12 protein-coding genes are annotated in these 17,441 nt (G+C 48.5%); 5 read left to right on the top strand and 7 right to left on the bottom strand.

The annotated features are described in order from the left end of the window. Window positions 1-14: 14 nt before the first annotated feature. Both polA and ABXJ76_RS18120 read right to left on the bottom strand, forming a co-directional pair. Window positions 15-2,777, bottom strand: a complete 2,763-nt coding sequence (gene polA, locus ABXJ76_RS18125; RefSeq protein ID WP_432742638.1) for a DNA polymerase I — start codon at window positions 2,775-2,777, stop codon at window positions 15-17. A 108-nt stretch (window positions 2,778-2,885) separates the two neighbouring features. After that, window positions 2,886-5,015: a RelA/SpoT family protein gene (locus ABXJ76_RS18120; RefSeq protein ID WP_432742636.1), complete on the bottom strand. Its 2,130-nt coding sequence runs from the start codon at window positions 5,013-5,015 to the stop codon at window positions 2,886-2,888. 391 nt (window positions 5,016-5,406) lie between these two features. On the opposite strand from ABXJ76_RS18120, the gene ABXJ76_RS18115 reads away from it, so the two are divergent. Then, window positions 5,407-5,700: a ComEA family DNA-binding protein gene (locus tag ABXJ76_RS18115; protein WP_432742634.1), complete on the top strand. Its 294-nt coding sequence runs from the start codon at window positions 5,407-5,409 to the stop codon at window positions 5,698-5,700. 288 nt (window positions 5,701-5,988) lie between these two features. On the opposite strand, the gene ABXJ76_RS18110 is transcribed toward ABXJ76_RS18115, so the two are convergent. The 4 genes from ABXJ76_RS18110 to ABXJ76_RS18095 form a co-directional block, all read right to left on the bottom strand. After that, window positions 5,989-6,210 (bottom strand): hypothetical protein, encoded by a 222-nt coding sequence (locus ABXJ76_RS18110; RefSeq protein ID WP_432742632.1) that lies wholly within the window; start codon window positions 6,208-6,210, stop codon window positions 5,989-5,991. Between the two features lie 156 nt (window positions 6,211-6,366). Next, window positions 6,367-6,516 carry a lmo0937 family membrane protein gene (locus ABXJ76_RS18105; protein ID WP_432742630.1) on the bottom strand — a complete coding sequence of 50 codons (150 nt, stop codon included), beginning with the start codon at window positions 6,514-6,516 and terminating at the stop codon, window positions 6,367-6,369. A gap of 323 nt (window positions 6,517-6,839) precedes the next feature. Further along, window positions 6,840-7,028 carry a CsbD family protein gene (locus ABXJ76_RS18100; RefSeq protein ID WP_432742628.1) on the bottom strand — a complete coding sequence of 63 codons (189 nt, stop codon included), beginning with the start codon at window positions 7,026-7,028 and terminating at the stop codon, window positions 6,840-6,842. A 200-nt stretch (window positions 7,029-7,228) separates the two neighbouring features. Further along, window positions 7,229-8,206 carry an alpha/beta hydrolase gene (locus ABXJ76_RS18095; RefSeq protein WP_432742626.1) on the bottom strand — a complete coding sequence of 326 codons (978 nt, stop codon included), beginning with the start codon at window positions 8,204-8,206 and terminating at the stop codon, window positions 7,229-7,231. Window positions 8,207-8,688: 482 nt separating this feature from the next. Here ABXJ76_RS18095 and ABXJ76_RS18090 point away from each other — a divergent pair, with 482 nt between their 5' ends. After that, complete coding sequence (locus ABXJ76_RS18090; RefSeq protein WP_432742624.1) at window positions 8,689-9,495, top strand: Crp/Fnr family transcriptional regulator; 807 nt, start codon at window positions 8,689-8,691, stop codon at window positions 9,493-9,495. Window positions 9,496-9,639: 144 nt separating this feature from the next. Here the strand turns inward: ABXJ76_RS18090 and ABXJ76_RS18085 are convergent, their stop codons facing one another. Next, a complete protein-coding gene (locus tag ABXJ76_RS18085) occupies window positions 9,640-10,062 on the bottom strand; it encodes a carboxypeptidase-like regulatory domain-containing protein (protein ID WP_432742622.1) in 423 nt (140 codons plus the stop codon). A 1,057-nt stretch (window positions 10,063-11,119) separates the two neighbouring features. On the opposite strand from ABXJ76_RS18085, the gene ABXJ76_RS18080 reads away from it, so the two are divergent. The 3 genes from ABXJ76_RS18080 (at window position 11,120) to ABXJ76_RS18070 (ending at window position 17,395) form a co-directional block, all read left to right on the top strand. Beyond that, window positions 11,120-11,863, top strand: a complete 744-nt coding sequence (locus tag ABXJ76_RS18080; RefSeq protein WP_432742620.1) for a Crp/Fnr family transcriptional regulator — start codon at window positions 11,120-11,122, stop codon at window positions 11,861-11,863. 218 nt (window positions 11,864-12,081) lie between these two features. Further along, window positions 12,082-15,012, top strand: a complete 2,931-nt coding sequence (locus ABXJ76_RS18075; RefSeq protein WP_432742618.1) for a chemotaxis protein CheB — start codon at window positions 12,082-12,084, stop codon at window positions 15,010-15,012. 166 nt (window positions 15,013-15,178) lie between these two features. Continuing rightward, complete coding sequence (locus tag ABXJ76_RS18070; protein WP_432742616.1) at window positions 15,179-17,395, top strand: EAL domain-containing protein; 2,217 nt, start codon at window positions 15,179-15,181, stop codon at window positions 17,393-17,395. Window positions 17,396-17,441: the final 46 nt, after the last annotated feature.

The following is a 17,441-nucleotide window of genomic DNA, read 5'->3' as shown; positions in this document are numbered from 1 at the left end:
TTTAATTTTTATTTCTAATGGGCTTCGTCCCAATTATTACCCGTGCCTATGTCGACAATCAGCGGCACGTCAAGATCGGCGGCCGCACACATCAAGGTTCTGATATGCGCCGCGCAGTCCGCTACCTGATCTGCTGCAATTTCAAATACCAGCTCGTCATGCACTTGCATAATCATTTTAGCATCCGGGGTTTCCTTAAATAACCACCGGTCGGCGGCAATCATCGCACGTTTAATGATGTCGGCCGCCGTTCCCTGCATCGGTGCGTTGATAGCGGTGCGCTCGGCGTACTGGCGGCGCGCCGCGTTGCGTGAGTTGATCTCCGGCAAATACAGCCGTCTGCCGAATAAGGTTTCAACATAGCCGTGTTCGCGGGCTTGCTCCCTGATGCTGTCCATATAATTTTTGACGCCGGGGTAACGGGTAAAATATAAATCGATATAAGATTGCGCCTGGTTGCGCGACAAGCCTAATTGTTGTGCCAGACCAAAGGCCGACATGCCGTAGATCAGCCCAAAATTGATCGCCTTGGCTGAGCGCCGCAAATCGCTGGTGACTTGCTCGGGAGCAACGCCAAACACTTCAGCCGCTGTGGCTCTATGCACGTCTTGTCCTTCGCTAAAGGCTTTTACCAAGCCTGAATCAGCCGATAAATGCGCCATGATACGCAACTCAATTTGCGAATAATCGGCGGCGACTATTTTCCTGCCTTCGGGGGCGATAAACGCTTGTCGAATTTTTCGCCCTTCTTCGCTACGTATCGGGATGTTTTGTAAATTGGGATCGGATGAAGACAGTCTGCCTGTTGCGGTTACTGCCTGATGGTATGAGGTATGAATCCGTCCCGTTTGTTCGTCAAGCTGTTGCGGCAGTTTATCGGTATAGGTCGATTTCAGCTTGCTTAAACTGCGGTACTCCAGGATAAGCTTGGGCAGCGGGTAATCGATAGCCAATTCTTGTAGTACCGATTCTTCGGTTGAGGGTTGGCCTTTAGGGGTTTTCTTTAACACCGGCAGTTTTTGCTGATCGTAAAGTATGTCCTGGATCTGCTTGGGCGAACCCAGATTAAAGGTCTGTCCGGCCAAATCGTGAGCGTATTGTTCAAGGGAGATAATCTGACTGGACAGCTCAAGACTTTGCTGCGCGAGCATCGCGGTGTCGATCAATACGCCATTGTTTTCAATGCGGGCGAGTACGCTGATTAGCGGGACTTCCATTTCCGTATACAGTGTGTGCAATTCTGGATAGTGTGCCAGTTTTGCCGACAGCACCCGATGCAGTTGCAAGGTAATGTCGGCATCTTCTGCGGCATAAGGGGCGGCTTGCTCTATCGGCACTTGCTGAAAGCCTATCTGTTTTACGCCTTTACCGGCCACATCTTCGTAATGGATGGTTTCAACGCCCAGATAGTGTTTAGCCAGATCATCCATATTGTGTTTGGTCGCGGTGCTGTTTAACACGTAGGATTCCAGCATGGTGTCGTGGCTAATGCCGCGCAAGGCGATGCCGTGATTAGCCAATACATGCATATCGTATTTCAGGTTTTGCCCGAGTTTGGCTTTGCGCGAATTTTCCAGCAGAGGCCGGAGTTTTTCCAGTATTTCAGACCTATCCAGTTGATCCGGTACGCCGGGATAGTCATGAGCCAAAGGCACATAGGCGGCTTTTCCCGGCGTTACCGCAAACGATACGCCGACTATCTGCGCCTTGCTGTAATCCAGGCTGGTGGTTTCGGTGTCGAAGGCAAACAATTCGGCTTTTTCCAGTTGAGCCAGCCAGTCGTTAAAGTGCTGTTCGGTTAATACCGTCTCATAACTGGATTCAATGGGTGCGGGTTTATCATCAATTTGAGCGGTTGCCGTTTCAATGGAACTTGTCCTGCTGGTAGCCGGAGGATTATCCAGCATTTTTAACCAGGACGAAAAGCCCAGCTCAGCCAATAAATTTTTCAGTTCCGCCTTGTCCATCGGTCGCTGTTTCAGGTCTTCGATGCTGTAGGGTAAATTAAGGTCGCATTTTATGGTGGTCAGTTGTTTGGATAACGGCAGTTGATCCAAGCTGGCGCGCAGGTTTTCGCCGATTTTTCCGGTGATTTCATCGGCGTGGACCGCCAGATTCTCTAAGGTCTGGTAGTGCGCCAGCCATTTTGCCGCCGTTTTAGGGCCGACTTTGGGTACGCCGGGAATATTGTCGACGGTGTCGCCGATTAAGGCCAGATAATCGATAATCTGCTCCGGCTTGACGCCGAATTTGTCGTAAACCCCCTGAATATCCATGCGGGTATTGGACATGGTATTTTCCAGAATAATATGCTCGGTAACCAGCTGCGCCATATCCTTGTCGCCGGTGGAAATAATGACATCTAGGCCTTGTTGTTCGGCGTGTTGAGCCAAAGCTCCCAGCACATCGTCGGCTTCCACGCCGGACTCCATAATCAACGGCAAACCCATAGCGCGGATCACGTTGTGCAGCGGCGCAATCTGTACCCGCAAATCATCAGGCATGGGCGGACGATGGGCTTTGTACTGATCATAAAGCTCATTGCGAAAGGTTTTACCGGGCGCATCAAAGACTACGGTGATGTAGTCGCTGTGATAGTCGGCGATCAGTTTGCGCAACATACTGGTTACGCCGTGAATGGCGTTGGTGGGTTCGCCATTGGCGCTGGTTAGCGGTGGAATGGCATGATAAGCGCGAAATAAAAAAGAGGAACCGTCAACCAGAATCAGGCGTTTCCTTTGGCTAGGCTCAGGGCAGGTTTGGGTTTGTAGGGGCATAAAATTAGGTGCAAGGTTAAAGGTTAAAGGCTGTGGGCGCGAATTTATTCGCGTTGTTGACTAGGCGCGAATAAATCCGCGCCCACATGAGCAACAATTGCCCCGGCGTTAGGTTTTACGCTTAACATCCGCGATATTAGGCAATTGATTAATTTTATTAAGCACTTGACTTAACTGATCGGTATTTTCAATCTGAATGGTCAAATTGAGTCGCGCTGAAAAATCGGGATGGGTATCCAGTGCGGCATTGGAAATATGGATTTTAGCCTGTGCCAAAATCTGGGTAACATCAGTCAGCAAATTATGAGAGTTAAAAGCATCGATAACAATAGGAACAGCGTAGTTGACCTTTTTTGCGCCCCAGCTCACCGAAATAAGCTGAGCCTGCTTTTCGTGGTCAAGGTGCAAGATGTTTTCGCAATTTTTGCGGTGGATGGTAATGCCTTTTTTGTGGGAAATATAGCCGATAATGTCATTGCCCTGAACTGGGGAGCAACAGTGAGCGAAAGAAGTCAGAACATTATCAATGCCGGCTACAGAAATGACGGATTTAGCTTCGGGCTTTTTGCGCTGAATGGGGGCAGGGGCTTCCAATTCAGGCACTTTGAAAAACGCCGCAAGCTGACGGCTATTAATATCGCTACGGCCTATGGCTTCAAGTAATCTATCGGTATCCGGCTGATGAAAATGTTTAGCCAACTCCGTTAAGTTAAGCATTTTTAAGCCCAGGCGTTGGCTTTCCTTATCCAGAATAGTTTTGCCTGTGGCAATATTTTGGGCTTGTTGCTGATTTTTAAACCAGCTTTTAACTTTGCTGATCGCCGCCGATGTCTTTAAATAGCCTAGATTAGGATCAATCCAGTTGTGATTGGGGCCTCCGTCTTTTGCCGTTAAAATCTTTACCTGTTCGCCGGATTTTAAGGTATAGGTCAGCGGTACAATACGACCATTGATTTTTGCCCCCCGGCAACGGTGTCCAATTTCGGTATGGATCGCATAGGCAAAATCCAGAGGCGTAGAGCCTTTAACCATATCCATTAATTTACCGGCCGGCGTTAAAACATAGACGCGATCATTAAATAATTCGCTGCGGAAACTCTCGGACAGCGCTTCGTCACTGCCTTCCTTCCGGCTATGCTCAGGACTGGTTTCTTCCAATAATTTACGCAACGAGGCGATATTTTTTTCTATCGCAGAATCATGCTTGCCGCCTTCTTTGTAAGACCAGTGTGCAGCGACGCCGAGTTCAGCAAAGTCGTGCATTTGTTGGGTGCGGATTTGTACCTCGATACGATTGCCGTCGGGGTCGATAATGACGGTATGCAAAGACTGATAACCGTTCTCTTTGGGATTGGCAATATAATCGTCAAATTCCTTGGGAATGGTTTGCCACAGGCTATGTACGATACCTAAAGTGGCATAACAAGCGGTCAGGTTGTCGACAATAACGCGTATCGCTAACAGGTCATAAAGCTCGTCTATGTCCAATTGTTTGCGCCGCATTTTTTTCCAGATGCTGTAAATATGCTTAGGGCGGCCGTGAATCTGGGCAGAAATCGCCTCTTCGGCGAGTTTTTTCTGTAGCAGAGCAATGAAGTTGTTAATACAGTTTTCCCGCTGCATACGGTTATCGGTTAGAGACTTGGCAATACGGCGATAGGATTGGGGTTTCAGATAGCGAAAAGCCATGTCCTCCAGTTCCCATTTTAACTGGTGAATACCCATACGATTGGCAATCGGCGCATAAATATCCAACGTTTCCTGGGCAATAAAACGTCTGAGCTCATAAGATTCTCTGGGTAAAACCTTAAGTCGTTGAATCCGGTAAGCCAGCTTTATCAGCACGGCGCGGACATCCTGGGTCATAGACAGCAGCATTCGACGCAAGGTTTCCGTTTGGCTGGGTTGATCCGTCATTTCCAGAGAATAAACGGTTAACTTATTCAGCCAGTTAACATCGTTAACCAGCGTTGCAACGGTTTCGCCAAACTGTTCTTTAATGTCAGGCTTTGGATGTAAATAGGCTAAGCGCGGATCGCTTAAGATCGCAGCCAAGATGGTGTTCAGATCGACATTAAAGTCCATCAAAATGGCCGCCACCTCAACTCCCTTGGGGCGAAAGTATTGCGGATCTTCAGGGATTTTGGCGATAATCGCCAGTGCCCGATTTATTTGTTCGGTATCGGGAGCAGAAAATCCGCTAAAAAGTTGTTTATTGGGCTCGGTATTTTTTTGCATCAAACGCTAGTCAATAATTTAAAAACTTGGCGGTTATGATAGGTCAATGCCGGTTAATCTAACAAGTAATCATTGCCCACACGGGCGTAAGTATTTACACAAGTTTTTATCGCAATAATTAGGTTGCAAGCAAGCCAAGCTCCACTTTCCGCAATGGATCATTGCTCACAATGTTTATAGGGTGAGCATAAAGTCATTTTTGACGGGCATTACCGATATGAACCAGACAGGGTTTTAAGCGTAGCGGATAGGTCTATACGCGATAGGGCGATAAATTAAGTTGTATTTGCAGAGCAAGCGTCTAAACTTAGGGGCGAATGGTTAATAATTACTTGGCTATCTATAAAAAACTATTCATAAATCTATAATTATTCACAACGGGAAAATAAAGATGAAAAGATTATTAGTAGTATTGGCCGTTTTTTGTTCATTCAATGTCATTGCCTCTCCTGTAAATATCAATACCGCTGATGCAAAAACCATAGGGGAAGCCCTGTCGGGCATAGGTATTAAAAAAGCTGAAGCCATTGTTAAGTACAGGGAAGCAAAGGGCCCTTTCGAAACTGCGGGAGATTTGGTTAATGTTGAGGGTATCGGTGAGAAATCCCTTGAAAAAATCAAAAACGATATCTTGTTAAGCGATGCCGTAATCGCGGATAAAAAGACAGGCGAAAAAGCCAAGTAGATTATTGGTAGGTACTTTAAGCGACCGGTAGTTTCTCTGGGACTGCCGGTTTTTTATTATGTGGTTCGATGTTTGGGTAATGGCTTCAATCTGTAGATTATAATCATAATGAGAGTCGCTGACTGAAAGCTGGAGCCGTGAAAATTATTACCAAGAATGGGGGGATTTATATCGCATTGATTGATGCCACTCTCGTCTTGTCTGCTATCGCCCGCTGGAACGTGAACGCTCCAGTGGCTAAAAAACCACCGTAGCGCTTAACCCGGACCGTCTCATCAGACGCAGCTGCTAATTCTTTCTGCCAGCAAAAAGCAGGAGTCCGCCGCCAGCCACTATCGCCCCTACACCGACCCAGACCGGGACATAAACTGTCTGTGTGTCTTTAACCGTTAATTCCAACGGACCTAACTTAGCTTCCTGGGTTTCCTTGGTATAGCTGAAACGATCATAGACCAATCCTAATACCCCGGCTACGATCAGCATAATTGCCACAATCTTGACTGTGTTCATTTAGTCTCTCCATAAATTTTCACTGCTGCAACCTAGCAATGTAGCCTAAAGACAAGCCCGGAAACCGTTATTACAAAGTCTGACTGAGGGTTTCCAGGATGCCTGAACCGATCAGCGTCGGCTGATAATACGTTGTATAAACGCATCCCCGTGTCTTTACATGACTCTTCTGCCTTGAATGACACGTAACACGATCACGATAATCGCGATAACCAACAGAATGTGAATGAACCCGCCCAATGTGTATGATGAGACCAAGCCCAGTATCCAAAGGATGACTAGGAGGATTGCGAGAGTTTCTAACATGTGTGCTTCTCCTTAATAGCCCGTTTAATAGGCCGTTAATATGACAACGAAATAAACCACAGATAAACAGATGTTTCAATCCATATCCGACCTCATTCGTCGAATGACACCCGCCGACGACGGATAGAGGTCGGCGGATTGTTCCTCCTCCGTGAACGCGAGGAGGTTACCAAAGGTTAAAGCGACGCTAACCCATAAACGGCGAGATTATGATCATCTTCTGTTAAAAAGGTAACATCGGAGATAATTAAGAGCATCCCGTTGCAACCGTACAGCAGGCCAGTTTGTCTGGACTCGGCTGTACGGCTCAACAGCACCCCCTTTTAGTCGTCTTTGTTAACGGCATCCTTGACATCTTCCTTGAGATCACCAAAGCCCTTTTGTACCTTGCCGACGTTCTTTTGGACATTGCCCTCTACCTCTAAACCTTCATCGTCCAGTATCACGCCGGCAGCTTCTTTGACCTTACCTTTGGCTTCTTCGACTCGACCTTTTATTTGATCTTTATTCATGAGCGTCTCCTGATAATTAATTTTTTATGGACAAAGCAAGGAAAATATTCCCCATTGCTCATATATAACGATACGAGTAAAACTAAACGCAGTCGGTGCGGCACCGCACATAGATAATAGAGAAGCTTTAGCAATGCAATTTTTTGAACCCTGTGTGTCCGGCAAGGAACAGACCGAAAAGGTCCGACGCTATTGCAATCTCAGAGCAGTCTGAATTTATTGGCATGCGGCACATACAGCCTAGAGGGGATTGTATCCGAGCTTTCACCCTGTAATACCGCAACAATATCTTTGCCAACTGTATCATTTTCTACATGGTAGCAATGTTCGCTAATGCCTTTCACTACATCGCTTGCATCGACGATAACTACTTTTGCGGCTATTTGATGCGGTTTGCTTGGGCCGTCATGCCCTAAGCGATCAGGGTTGCCTTTCGTTACATCACTGACTGTAAGCGCTAAATCACCGTTGTTGAAGTAAACCGTAATTCTCTGCGCAAGTTCTGGCAACTTTGCCAGTTTATGATCGAACTCAAAAGTGTCATTGTCTTCATCGGCGGCCGTTAAGATGATGTTATCGAAGATACGTGATAACGATTTTCCGCTGGCAATTTTTTGGGCCTGTTGCAACGCATGTCTCAACACGTAATTACCCATGCTGTGAGCCATAAGATTCACTTTTTGCTGACAGGCTTCGTCTGGATGGCCACTTTTCAAAAATGTCGCCAATTTCATCAAGCCGCGAGCGAAGGCGTAGCCGGAGGCTTCGGCATCATGGCGATCGTTAATATAACTGATCACTTCACCATCCGATGGACAAGAAAATACAAACATGTTCGGTTGATAGGCTTTATTGGAAAGTTTTGCGTATCGCTCACCGATTTTTGCAGCCGATTCGACAACCGCTTTAAAAGAGACATTAAAACCATGGATAAACAGTAGGGAATCTAGCGACTGGGTCTTCATTGAGTCGCGTAATTGCTGAAATAGAGCCTCCGATCCTTGAGCCGAATTATCCGGCAATACCTCAATAGATTTGTGGTCTAACACGCCTTTTTTAACTTTCGCCTGGCCAAAACGAAGATCGCCCAATCCGGTATCTGAAAAACCTTTGCCGAAGTCGGTCGGCGGTTCGGCGTTATTAGGATTACGGTTGGTTGCAAAGAAAATTGTCGACATAAAATGCTCCCTGAAAAGGGTAAATGGGATGTTACGTACCCATAATGAAAACTCAAGGCGTTACAAATATTGCAATTGGCTACGCCTGCCCATTCCTGTGAAGGCTTGCGTAACATCAGTCAGTAAGCCAAATAAAAGTCTATCGGCGAGATTGAACAGGGTCTGTACGGCATCGAACATAAAAAACGTCTTTGCTGAAGACCGATCATGCCTGGCGTGGATCAATGTGGGTGTTTTCGTTGGAGAGGATTATTTCCACGCGACGATTCAATTGACGATTAGCCGCCATCGTTGGCGGCAATTAGCTGCACGTCAGCATAACCGTGCGTCCTGATACGGTCGCGATTGATCGCCGTATCGTTAAGTATTCACACTTATTGATTCAATAAACTGAACAATTTATGCTTCATGTTCCTTGGTAGCTCCAGCTGTTCTTTTATGGTTGATGGTGCTATTTAATGCTTATCCCCTGGACATGACTTATGATTGAACCGCATAACTCTTGGCAAAACCATCTTCTCGACTCCCTGCCGACCCCCGAATACACGGGCCTTTCCCTCCATTTAGAACTGGTCGCATTACCGCTCGGCAAGGTTCTTTACGAGCCCGGGAGCGAGTTGCGTTACGCTTATTTCCCCACGACCAGCATCGTATCGCTGCTTTACGTCATGGAGAATGGCGCGCCAGCAGAAATCGCCATGGTCGGCAACGATGGCATCATAGGTGTTTCCCTGTTCATGGGCGGCGGAACCATGCCTCATCGGGCGGTGGTGCGGAACGTTGGTTACGCCTATCGGTTGCGGGCGCATTACCTTATGCAGGAGTTCAGTCGCTCTGGAGGGTGCTGCAAAGGAGCGCTGCACAATGTGTTGTTGCGTTATACCCAGGGACTGATTACTCAGATAGCATTGACGTCGGCCTGCAATCGTCATCATTTCATCGATCAGCAGCTTTGCCGTTGGCTGCTGTTAAGCCTTGATCGACTGCCTTCGAACGAATTAATCGTTACCCAGGAATTGATCGCCAATATGCTCGGCGTGCGCCGCGAAGGCATTACTGAGGCTGCCAGGAAATTGCAGCAAGCAGAGTTGATTGATTACCGCCGGGGACGCATCATGGTACTGAATCGGTTGGGATTGGAAGCGCGTGCCTGTGAATGCTACCATGTGGTCAAAACAGAATTCGATCGTCTGCATTGCTATCGCCAACAGACTTCATTGACATCTTACATGCCCTTACAAAAGAATGGTCAGGTCAACAGTGAATCATTAGGCAGCGGCCAAAAGTAGATAAAAATACCGTCGTATTGATAGTGTTCGATACACTGACTGATGTTATGCAGTAAATCAAAAAATCAATAACTTACGAAACAAAAAAATGACCGTAAGTTATTGATAGTTTGTAGTCGGTGCGTAACATCGGTTACTGACGAGCTAGTTATCCTGCTCTTGAGGCCAGGCGAACGACAGAGACGTTCTCTTTGTACTTCCGATCGTTGCCGACTGTTTGGCTACCTGACCTCGGCGTTCAACGGTAACGGTGTAACGGCCGGGCTTGAGTTTGGCGAATAGCATAGGGCCGTCAGCTACTGTTTCCATCAAAATGTTACCGCTTGAGTCGGTGATACGAACCCTCACGTCACTGACATATTCCCCGGTATCCTTTATCGAAAATAGCAGGTGCAAGTTATAGTCGGCCCGTATGGCTTGCAGCGCATTTTGTTCATCGCTCCCTATTCCACCGCTGATGAACGTAACCTCGCCTTGGATTTGTGATTTGATCAGCTCCTGTTCTGCAACAGCAGGGAAGCTGAACAAAATACAGAGAAAGATAAGCGTTAAGTGTATTCGTTTCATAAGAATGATTCCTTAAATTATAGGCAAGAACAACTTTCTGAATAACATACAGTATCTGTCGTTCCAGTCTGTACGCTACCGCACCGTACTGATATTAAATTGATCCCTTATCGAGGCTGCCATGAAACAATTCGAGCATGCCGTCTGCTGCTGGCGACATTGTTGCATCGCTCACTTCACAGACTAGCCCCGTCAGCCCGACGGTTGTTTTGTACTTTTTAAGCGCTTATTCAAGACCTCACACTGGTTGCTTGGTTTTCGCTGAAAGTGAATTTGAAGTCTTTTTTAAAACTAAGTTGCCGTCATGGAGCATGCCGTCTGCTGCTGGCGACATTGTTGCATCGCTCACTTCACAGACTAGCCCCGTCAGCCCGACGGTTGTTTTGTACTTTTTAAGCGCTTATTCAAGACCTCACACTGGTTGCTTGGTTTTCGCTGAAAGTGAATTTGAAGTCTTTTTTAAAACTAAGTTGCCGTCATGGAGCGAGCCGATAGCGTCCTCTGGTAGCAACAGGTCCATTTTAACACTATGGAAAGATTTAATACTATGAGAAATACGAAGCTGGGCCGCTTACATCCCCGCCCTCGACTGCATGGATGCAGGAGGTAGAGTAACGCAGGAGCGGTTACCGAAAACGGCGGGGTTTTACGCTATACTCGTGGATAAAAGCACAGTCATGCAATAAACTGCAAGTTTTTGCCATATTTTGATAAATCGAATCAGTTTATAATCGGAAAGATGACAAACCTAAATATCTAACAGGGTCTAGTCGCTCATTTTTTACAGATATTTAATCACTGTTTTCTATTACGTCGCGCGAGGAAAATCTATCAATAGTCCCATTATGCAACGCTATTTGCTTTGCGAAACTCGAATTGATACGAGACAGGGGCATCGGCTTACCGAGTAATAAGGCCGGATTTGGGCTCAATAGTTGCATATACAGGGTTTTCAATATCGATTTAATTTGGAGTTAACGTTACAGATGCAATCTGAAATGCTGTCATTACAAATTTCACCCGCTACCGGCTAACCATAAATATATAAAGATTACTTATGACTGTCTCACATAGTCCTCGACAAAACTACCTCCTCGATACCTTGCTCTCAGATGAATATGAGCGCCTTTGCCCCGATCTGGAACTGATTGAGATGCCGCTGGGCGAAGTCATTTACGAGTCGGGTGATAAGTTGCATCACGCCTATTTCCCGACGACCTGCATCGTATCGCTGCTTTATGTCATGGAAAATGGCGCTTCAGCAGAAATCGCCGTAGTTGGCAACGATGGCATTATTGGTGTCGCTCTTTTCATGGGCGGAGGAACCATGCCTAATCGAGCCGTCGTACAAAGCGCAGGTTACGCCTATCGGTTGCGGGCGCCGCAACTCATGCTGGAATTCGACCGCTTTGGTGGACGTCGCTACGGGACGTTACATAATTTATTACTGCGCTATACCCAGGCACTGATTACCCAGATGGCACAGACGGCCGTCTGTAACCGGCATCATTCCGTGGATCAACAACTCTGCCGTTGGTTGCTGTTAAGCATCGACCGACTCACATCGAATGAGTTGACCATGACTCAGGAATTGATCGCTAATATGCTGGGTGTGCGCCGGGAAGGCGTAACCGAGGCCGCAGGAAAATTGCAGCAAGCCAGGTTGATTGATTACAGCCGTGGACATATCACGGTACTGGATAGGCCGGGATTGGAAGCGAGAGTCTGTGAATGCTACCAGGTGGTCAGAACGGAGTTCGATCGCCTACTGCCCCGCACCGTTGATACTGAAAGGCTTTAAATCCGCAGAGTTTGAAGCCAAGCTGAAATTGATCGACGGTAAAGTTGACATGGCTTTTGGCGGGCATTAATAGGCATGATTTTCTGGGTTCAGTGAAACTATTGCGAGCTTGAGTTTCCTGTTTTTAAACAGCCTCAGAAGGGGCGATCTAAAAAACCGGGTTTTGACCGGCATAAGCATTAGCAGCCATACAATCATAAAGATATTAGGAATACTGCATGGATAAATCAACTGCCGCCCACAGCCCATTCTCTCCAGACATCACGACCGATCTCGCTTACCTCTGCGTGGACAGGTTACTGCCGATCGTAGGTATCGGAGCCTCGGCCGGAGGGCTTGAAGCGCTAGAAAATTTTTTCAGCCATGTGCCTGATAACATGGGTGTGGCTTTTGTCGTCATTCAGCATCTCGATCCCAACCACAAAGGCATGATGCCCGAGTTGTTGCAACGCACGACGGCGATGACGGTATTAGAAGCCCAAAACCGCATGCATATAAAACCGGATTGTATTTATGTCAATCCTCCGAATAAAGAGCTGTCCATCCTGCATGGCACGCTTTACCTGCACGACTCGGTTGCACCGCGCGGATTGCGCCTGCTTATCGATGCTTTTTTTTGTAGTCTGGCCGAAGACCGGCGCGATCAAAGCATCGGTGTCCTGCTGTCGGGGATGGGTTCGGATGGTAAGTTGGGCCTGCGCGCCATCAAGGAAAAATCCGGTTTGGTACTGGTACAGGATCCTGCCGATGCCAAATACGACAGTATGCCGCGCAGTGTTATTGATGCCGGAGTAGCTGACATTATCGGCACTGCGGCAGAGCTGCCTCTGCACATCATCAATTATCTCCAACATTCCCCCAGAAAAGCTTTCGCCTGTTCAGAGCCGATACTGGAAGACCATTCCCTGAGCGCTCTCGGAAAAATTGCCGTGCTGCTGCGCGCTCAAACCGGCAATGATTTTTCGCTGTACAAGAAAAGTACGCTATATCGCCGTATTGAGCGTCGTATGGAACTGCACCAGCTCGATCATATCGCCAGTTATGTCCGTTATCTGCGCGAAAACCCGCATGAGCAGGATTTACTATTCAAGGAACTATTGATCGGCGCTACCGGCTTTTTTCGTGATCAGTTGGCATGGGATTACCTAAAGACCGACGCCATACCCGCGCTGCTGGCAAACTACCCGGAGGGCAAGACTATAAGAGCCTGGGTGCCGGCCTGTTCTACCGGCGAGGAAGCCTATACGCTGGCAATCATCTTCATCGAAGCGATCGAACAGGCCAAGCCTCGCGCCCGCTATTTGCTGCAGATTTTTGCTACCGACCTCAATGCAGATGCGATAGCTCATGCACGCCAGGGATTTTACGCAGTTCATAGCGTCGCCGATGTTTCACCGGAGCATTTGGCCCGCTACTTTAACGCCGAAAATAACGGTTACCGGATAAAAAATGAAATTTGCGAGATGATCACCTTTGCACCTCAGAACATCATCAATGATCCGCCGTTTACCCGGCTGGACATCATAAGTTGCCGTAACCTGCTCATTTATTTTTCCGCTGATTTGCAGAAAAAACTGTTGCCGTTGTTTCACTATGCGTTAAACCAGCATGGCCTGCTGTTGCTGGGTACTGCCGAAAGCACCGGCAACTTTAGCTATCTGTTCACGCCATTGAAGGCCAAGGTACGGCTCTACCGGCGTATTGACAATCCTTTGCCGAAACCCGAAGTGGATTTTCCAAATAAAAATTTTATCGCTGTGCCTGCTGTCAGGCAGACAGTCGATGACGCGGGTCTACCGATCAATTTGCAACAACTGATGGATCACACACTGCTTGCGCATTATGCTCCGGCAGCGGTGCTGGTTAACGCCGGGGGCGACATCCTTTATTTCAGCGGTCACACCGGCAAATACCTGGAGCCTTCTGCCGGTAAAGTTAACCTGAATATCCATGCGATGGCGCGCGAGGGCTTGCGTCAGGCGCTGACAGGTTCGGTGCGCCTAGCGTTGCAGCGATTAACAGCGGTACACCTGGACGGCTTGCAGATAACAGGCGAAAGCGGCACGCATACGGTCAATGTGACCGTGCAAGCTATCGAGCAGGTCGAGGCATTGCGCGGCAAGGTCATTATCGTGTTTACCGACGTCGCCACAGCGCGCACCCGCAAACGCACCGCCAAGCTCCCTCAGCCCGAGGCACTGCAACAGGCCCAGCTGGAAATACAGACCTTGCGCGATGAAATACAGTTTTTGCAGGGAGAACTCAAAGCCAGCCATGAAGAGCGCCAGTTGGCAAATCAGGAAATGCTTATTTCCAAGGAAGAGATGCAGTCAATGAGCGAGGAAATACTGACGGTGAACGCGGAACTGCAAGCCAAACTGGATGCGCTGCTGTGGGTCAACAACGACATGAAGAACCTGCTTAACAGCACCGAAATTGCCACCGTGTTTCTGAACAACAAATTGCATCTGCGGCGCTTTACCGCCCATACCTCGCAGATATTCAGGCTGTTGCCGCAAGACGAAGGGAGGCCGTTATCCGACATTACGACCGATCTGGACTATCCTCTGCTACAGCAGGATGCAATCGATGTACTGCGCACGCTAGTGGTTTCGGATAAGCAAATCCAGACTCATGACAGTCGCTGGTTTGATGTGCGCATCATGCCTTACCGCACCATGGATAATGTCATAGACGGCGTGGTTATCACCTTTGTCGACATCAGTCTCGCCAAAAACCTTGAGCTGGCGCTAAACGAACATGCGATTGTAGCGATGACCAATCGGAAAGGCGAGATCACCTATGTGAATGACAAGTTCTGCGCCATCTCCAAGTATGCGCGCGACGAACTGCTCGGACAGGATCACCGTATTATCAATTCGGGGTATCACTCCAAAGAGTTTATGCGCAACCTGTGGCAAACCATTGCCCACGGGCATATCTGGAAGGGGGAAATCCGTAACCGCGCCAAAGACGGTTCGCTTTATTGGGTAGACACCACCATCGTTCCTTTTCTTAATGCGAAAGGCAAGCCGTATCAATATGTCGCTATCCGCACGGTCATTACCCACCATAAGCAGAAAGCCGGCTCGGTACGGCAGGGGAATTCGGAGGCGAATAATAATTCCACGCACGGCATTTATTTGTAAAAGCGTAGGTCGGGTTAGGCGCTAGCCGTAACCCGACACACACGCGTAAAATGTCGGGTTACGCTATCGCTAACCCGACCTACGCACTACGCACTTGGCGTGAGTGACATCAGTCTATAATACCTTGCAAAAATATTGGGATATTCACAATGTACAGAGAGAACGTGTGACAAAAACAAACCAACCATTTACCGATACCGACAAGCTGCGCCGCCGCGCCAATCAACAGCTTGCCCAACAACAGTCAAGCGTATCCGGCATTGAAATGGACGCAAAAAAACTGCTGCACGAATTACAGGTTCACCAGATCGAGCTGGAAATGCAAAATGAGGAGCTGTTGGTAGCGCAGCTTGAAGCGGAAGCGAGCCTGGAACGCTACACCGAACTCTATGACATGGCGCCGGTCGGCTATCTTACGCTGGGGCGCGATGGCGCTATCTTGCAGACCAATCTTAAGGCCGCCAGGCAGTTGGGCATATTCCGTTCACAGCTAAAACAGCAACGCTTTTCAAGCTTCATCAGCGTTGATTCCTTGCCCGTTTTTAACGATTTCCTATCCGGCGTATTTGTCGGCAGAACGGCTCAAAACTGTGAGCTGACCCTGCTCCCTGTCGACCGGAGCCCGATGCTGATTGTACAGTTCGAAGCCATTGCCAACGATGACGACCAGACCTGTCGCGTGATACTCGTCGATATTACCGAGCGTAAAGTCAATGAAGAGAAACTGAAACTCGCGAACCTGGTTTATCAGGCGATTGGCGAGGCCATCATGGTGGCCGATGCCGATAACCGGATTGTCACCGTCAACCCGGCTTTCACAGAACTGACCGGTTACTCATTGCAGGAGGCTATCGGTCAATCCACAACGCTGCTCAAGTCAGGACACCAAAACGAAGCGTTCTACCAGATCATGTGGCATACACTGGAAACAACGGGGCATTGGCAGGGTGAAATATGGAACCGGCGCAAGAATGGCGAAACCTACCTTGAATGGTTGACGATTAACACTGTCTACGACGACCAAAACAAGGTACGGCATCGGGTTGCGATGTTCTCGGATATCACCGATCAGAAACATGCGGAACAAACCATCTGGCAGCAGGCAAACTTCGACTCGTTGACCGGACTGCCCAACCGCCACCTGTTTTACGAACGACTGGCGCAGGAAATGAAGAAATCCCGACGGGTGGGCCTGCCGCTGGCATTGCTGTTTCTCGATCTCGATCATTTCAAGGATGTTAACGATACCCTGGGACACGGCAAAGGCGACCTGCTGCTTAAGGAGATGGCGCAACGTTTGCTCAATTGCGTACGCAATACCGACACCGTCGCACGTCTGGGCGGCGATGAATTCACCATTATTCTGGCTGAATTGCAAGAGCAAGACAGTATTGAACGCATCGCTCAGGACATCCTGTATCAACTGACCAAACCGTTCGAGTTAGCGGGCGAAATTGCCTATGTATCGGTCAGTATCGGTATCACCTTATATCCTGAAGATACCGATAACATCGACGTGCTGATCAAAAATGCCGATCAGGCCATGTATGCGGCAAAGGATCAGGGCCGCAACTGTCGTCACTACTTTACCCTCTCCATGCAGGAAGCCGCACTGACCCGAATGCGGCTGATCAATGATTTGCGTCATGCGCTGGCCGAACGCCAGTTCTGGCTGGCTTACCAGCCGATTGTGGAATTGAAAACCGGTTTTATCCGCAAAGCGGAGGCGCTGATTCGCTGGCAGCATCCGACCCGCGGATTGATCAGCCCGGCTGACTTTATCCCGGTCGCCGAAGCAACCGGCATGATCATCGACATCGGCGAGTGGGTGTTTCGCGAGGCGGCGCAACAGGCGGCGCAATGGCGAAAGCACCATGACGATTTCCAGGTCAGTATTAACAAATCGCCGGTACAATTTCAAAAAGAGGGCAATGGACATCTTGCCTGGTTCGAATATTTGCGCGAACTCGGCCTGCCCGGACAAAGCATAGTCGTAGAAATTACCGAGGGGTTGCTGATGGATGCCGGAACCCTGATTATCGACCAATTGTTGGCTTTTCGGGATGCCGGTATTCAGGTATCGCTGGATGACTTCGGCACAGGCTATTCTTCATTATCCTACCTGAAAAAATTCGATATCGACTATCTGAAGATTGACCAGTCGTTTACTCGCAACCTCGGTCCCAATGCCAATGAGCTGGCGCTGTGCGAAGCGATAATCGTGATGGCGCATAAATTGGGCATCAAGGTTATCGCAGAAGGCATAGAAACCCGGGAGCAGTGCGATTTACTGATGGCCGCCGGTTGCGATTACGGGCAAGGTTATCTGTTTTCCAGACCGGTGGCCGCTGATGAATTCGAGAAGCTGTTGGTTGCAGGCTAAACGTTACCTTACCTCGTTTCCACTCAGCGTATCACTGCCATTAGCT

This window comes from Methylobacter arcticus (genome assembly GCF_050917435.1).
Classification (GTDB): domain Bacteria; phylum Pseudomonadota; class Gammaproteobacteria; order Methylococcales; family Methylomonadaceae; genus Methylobacter_A; species Methylobacter_A titanis.
The sequence above is the reverse complement of the archived record's forward strand: the minus strand, read 5'-3'. Positions and strand labels throughout refer to the sequence as shown.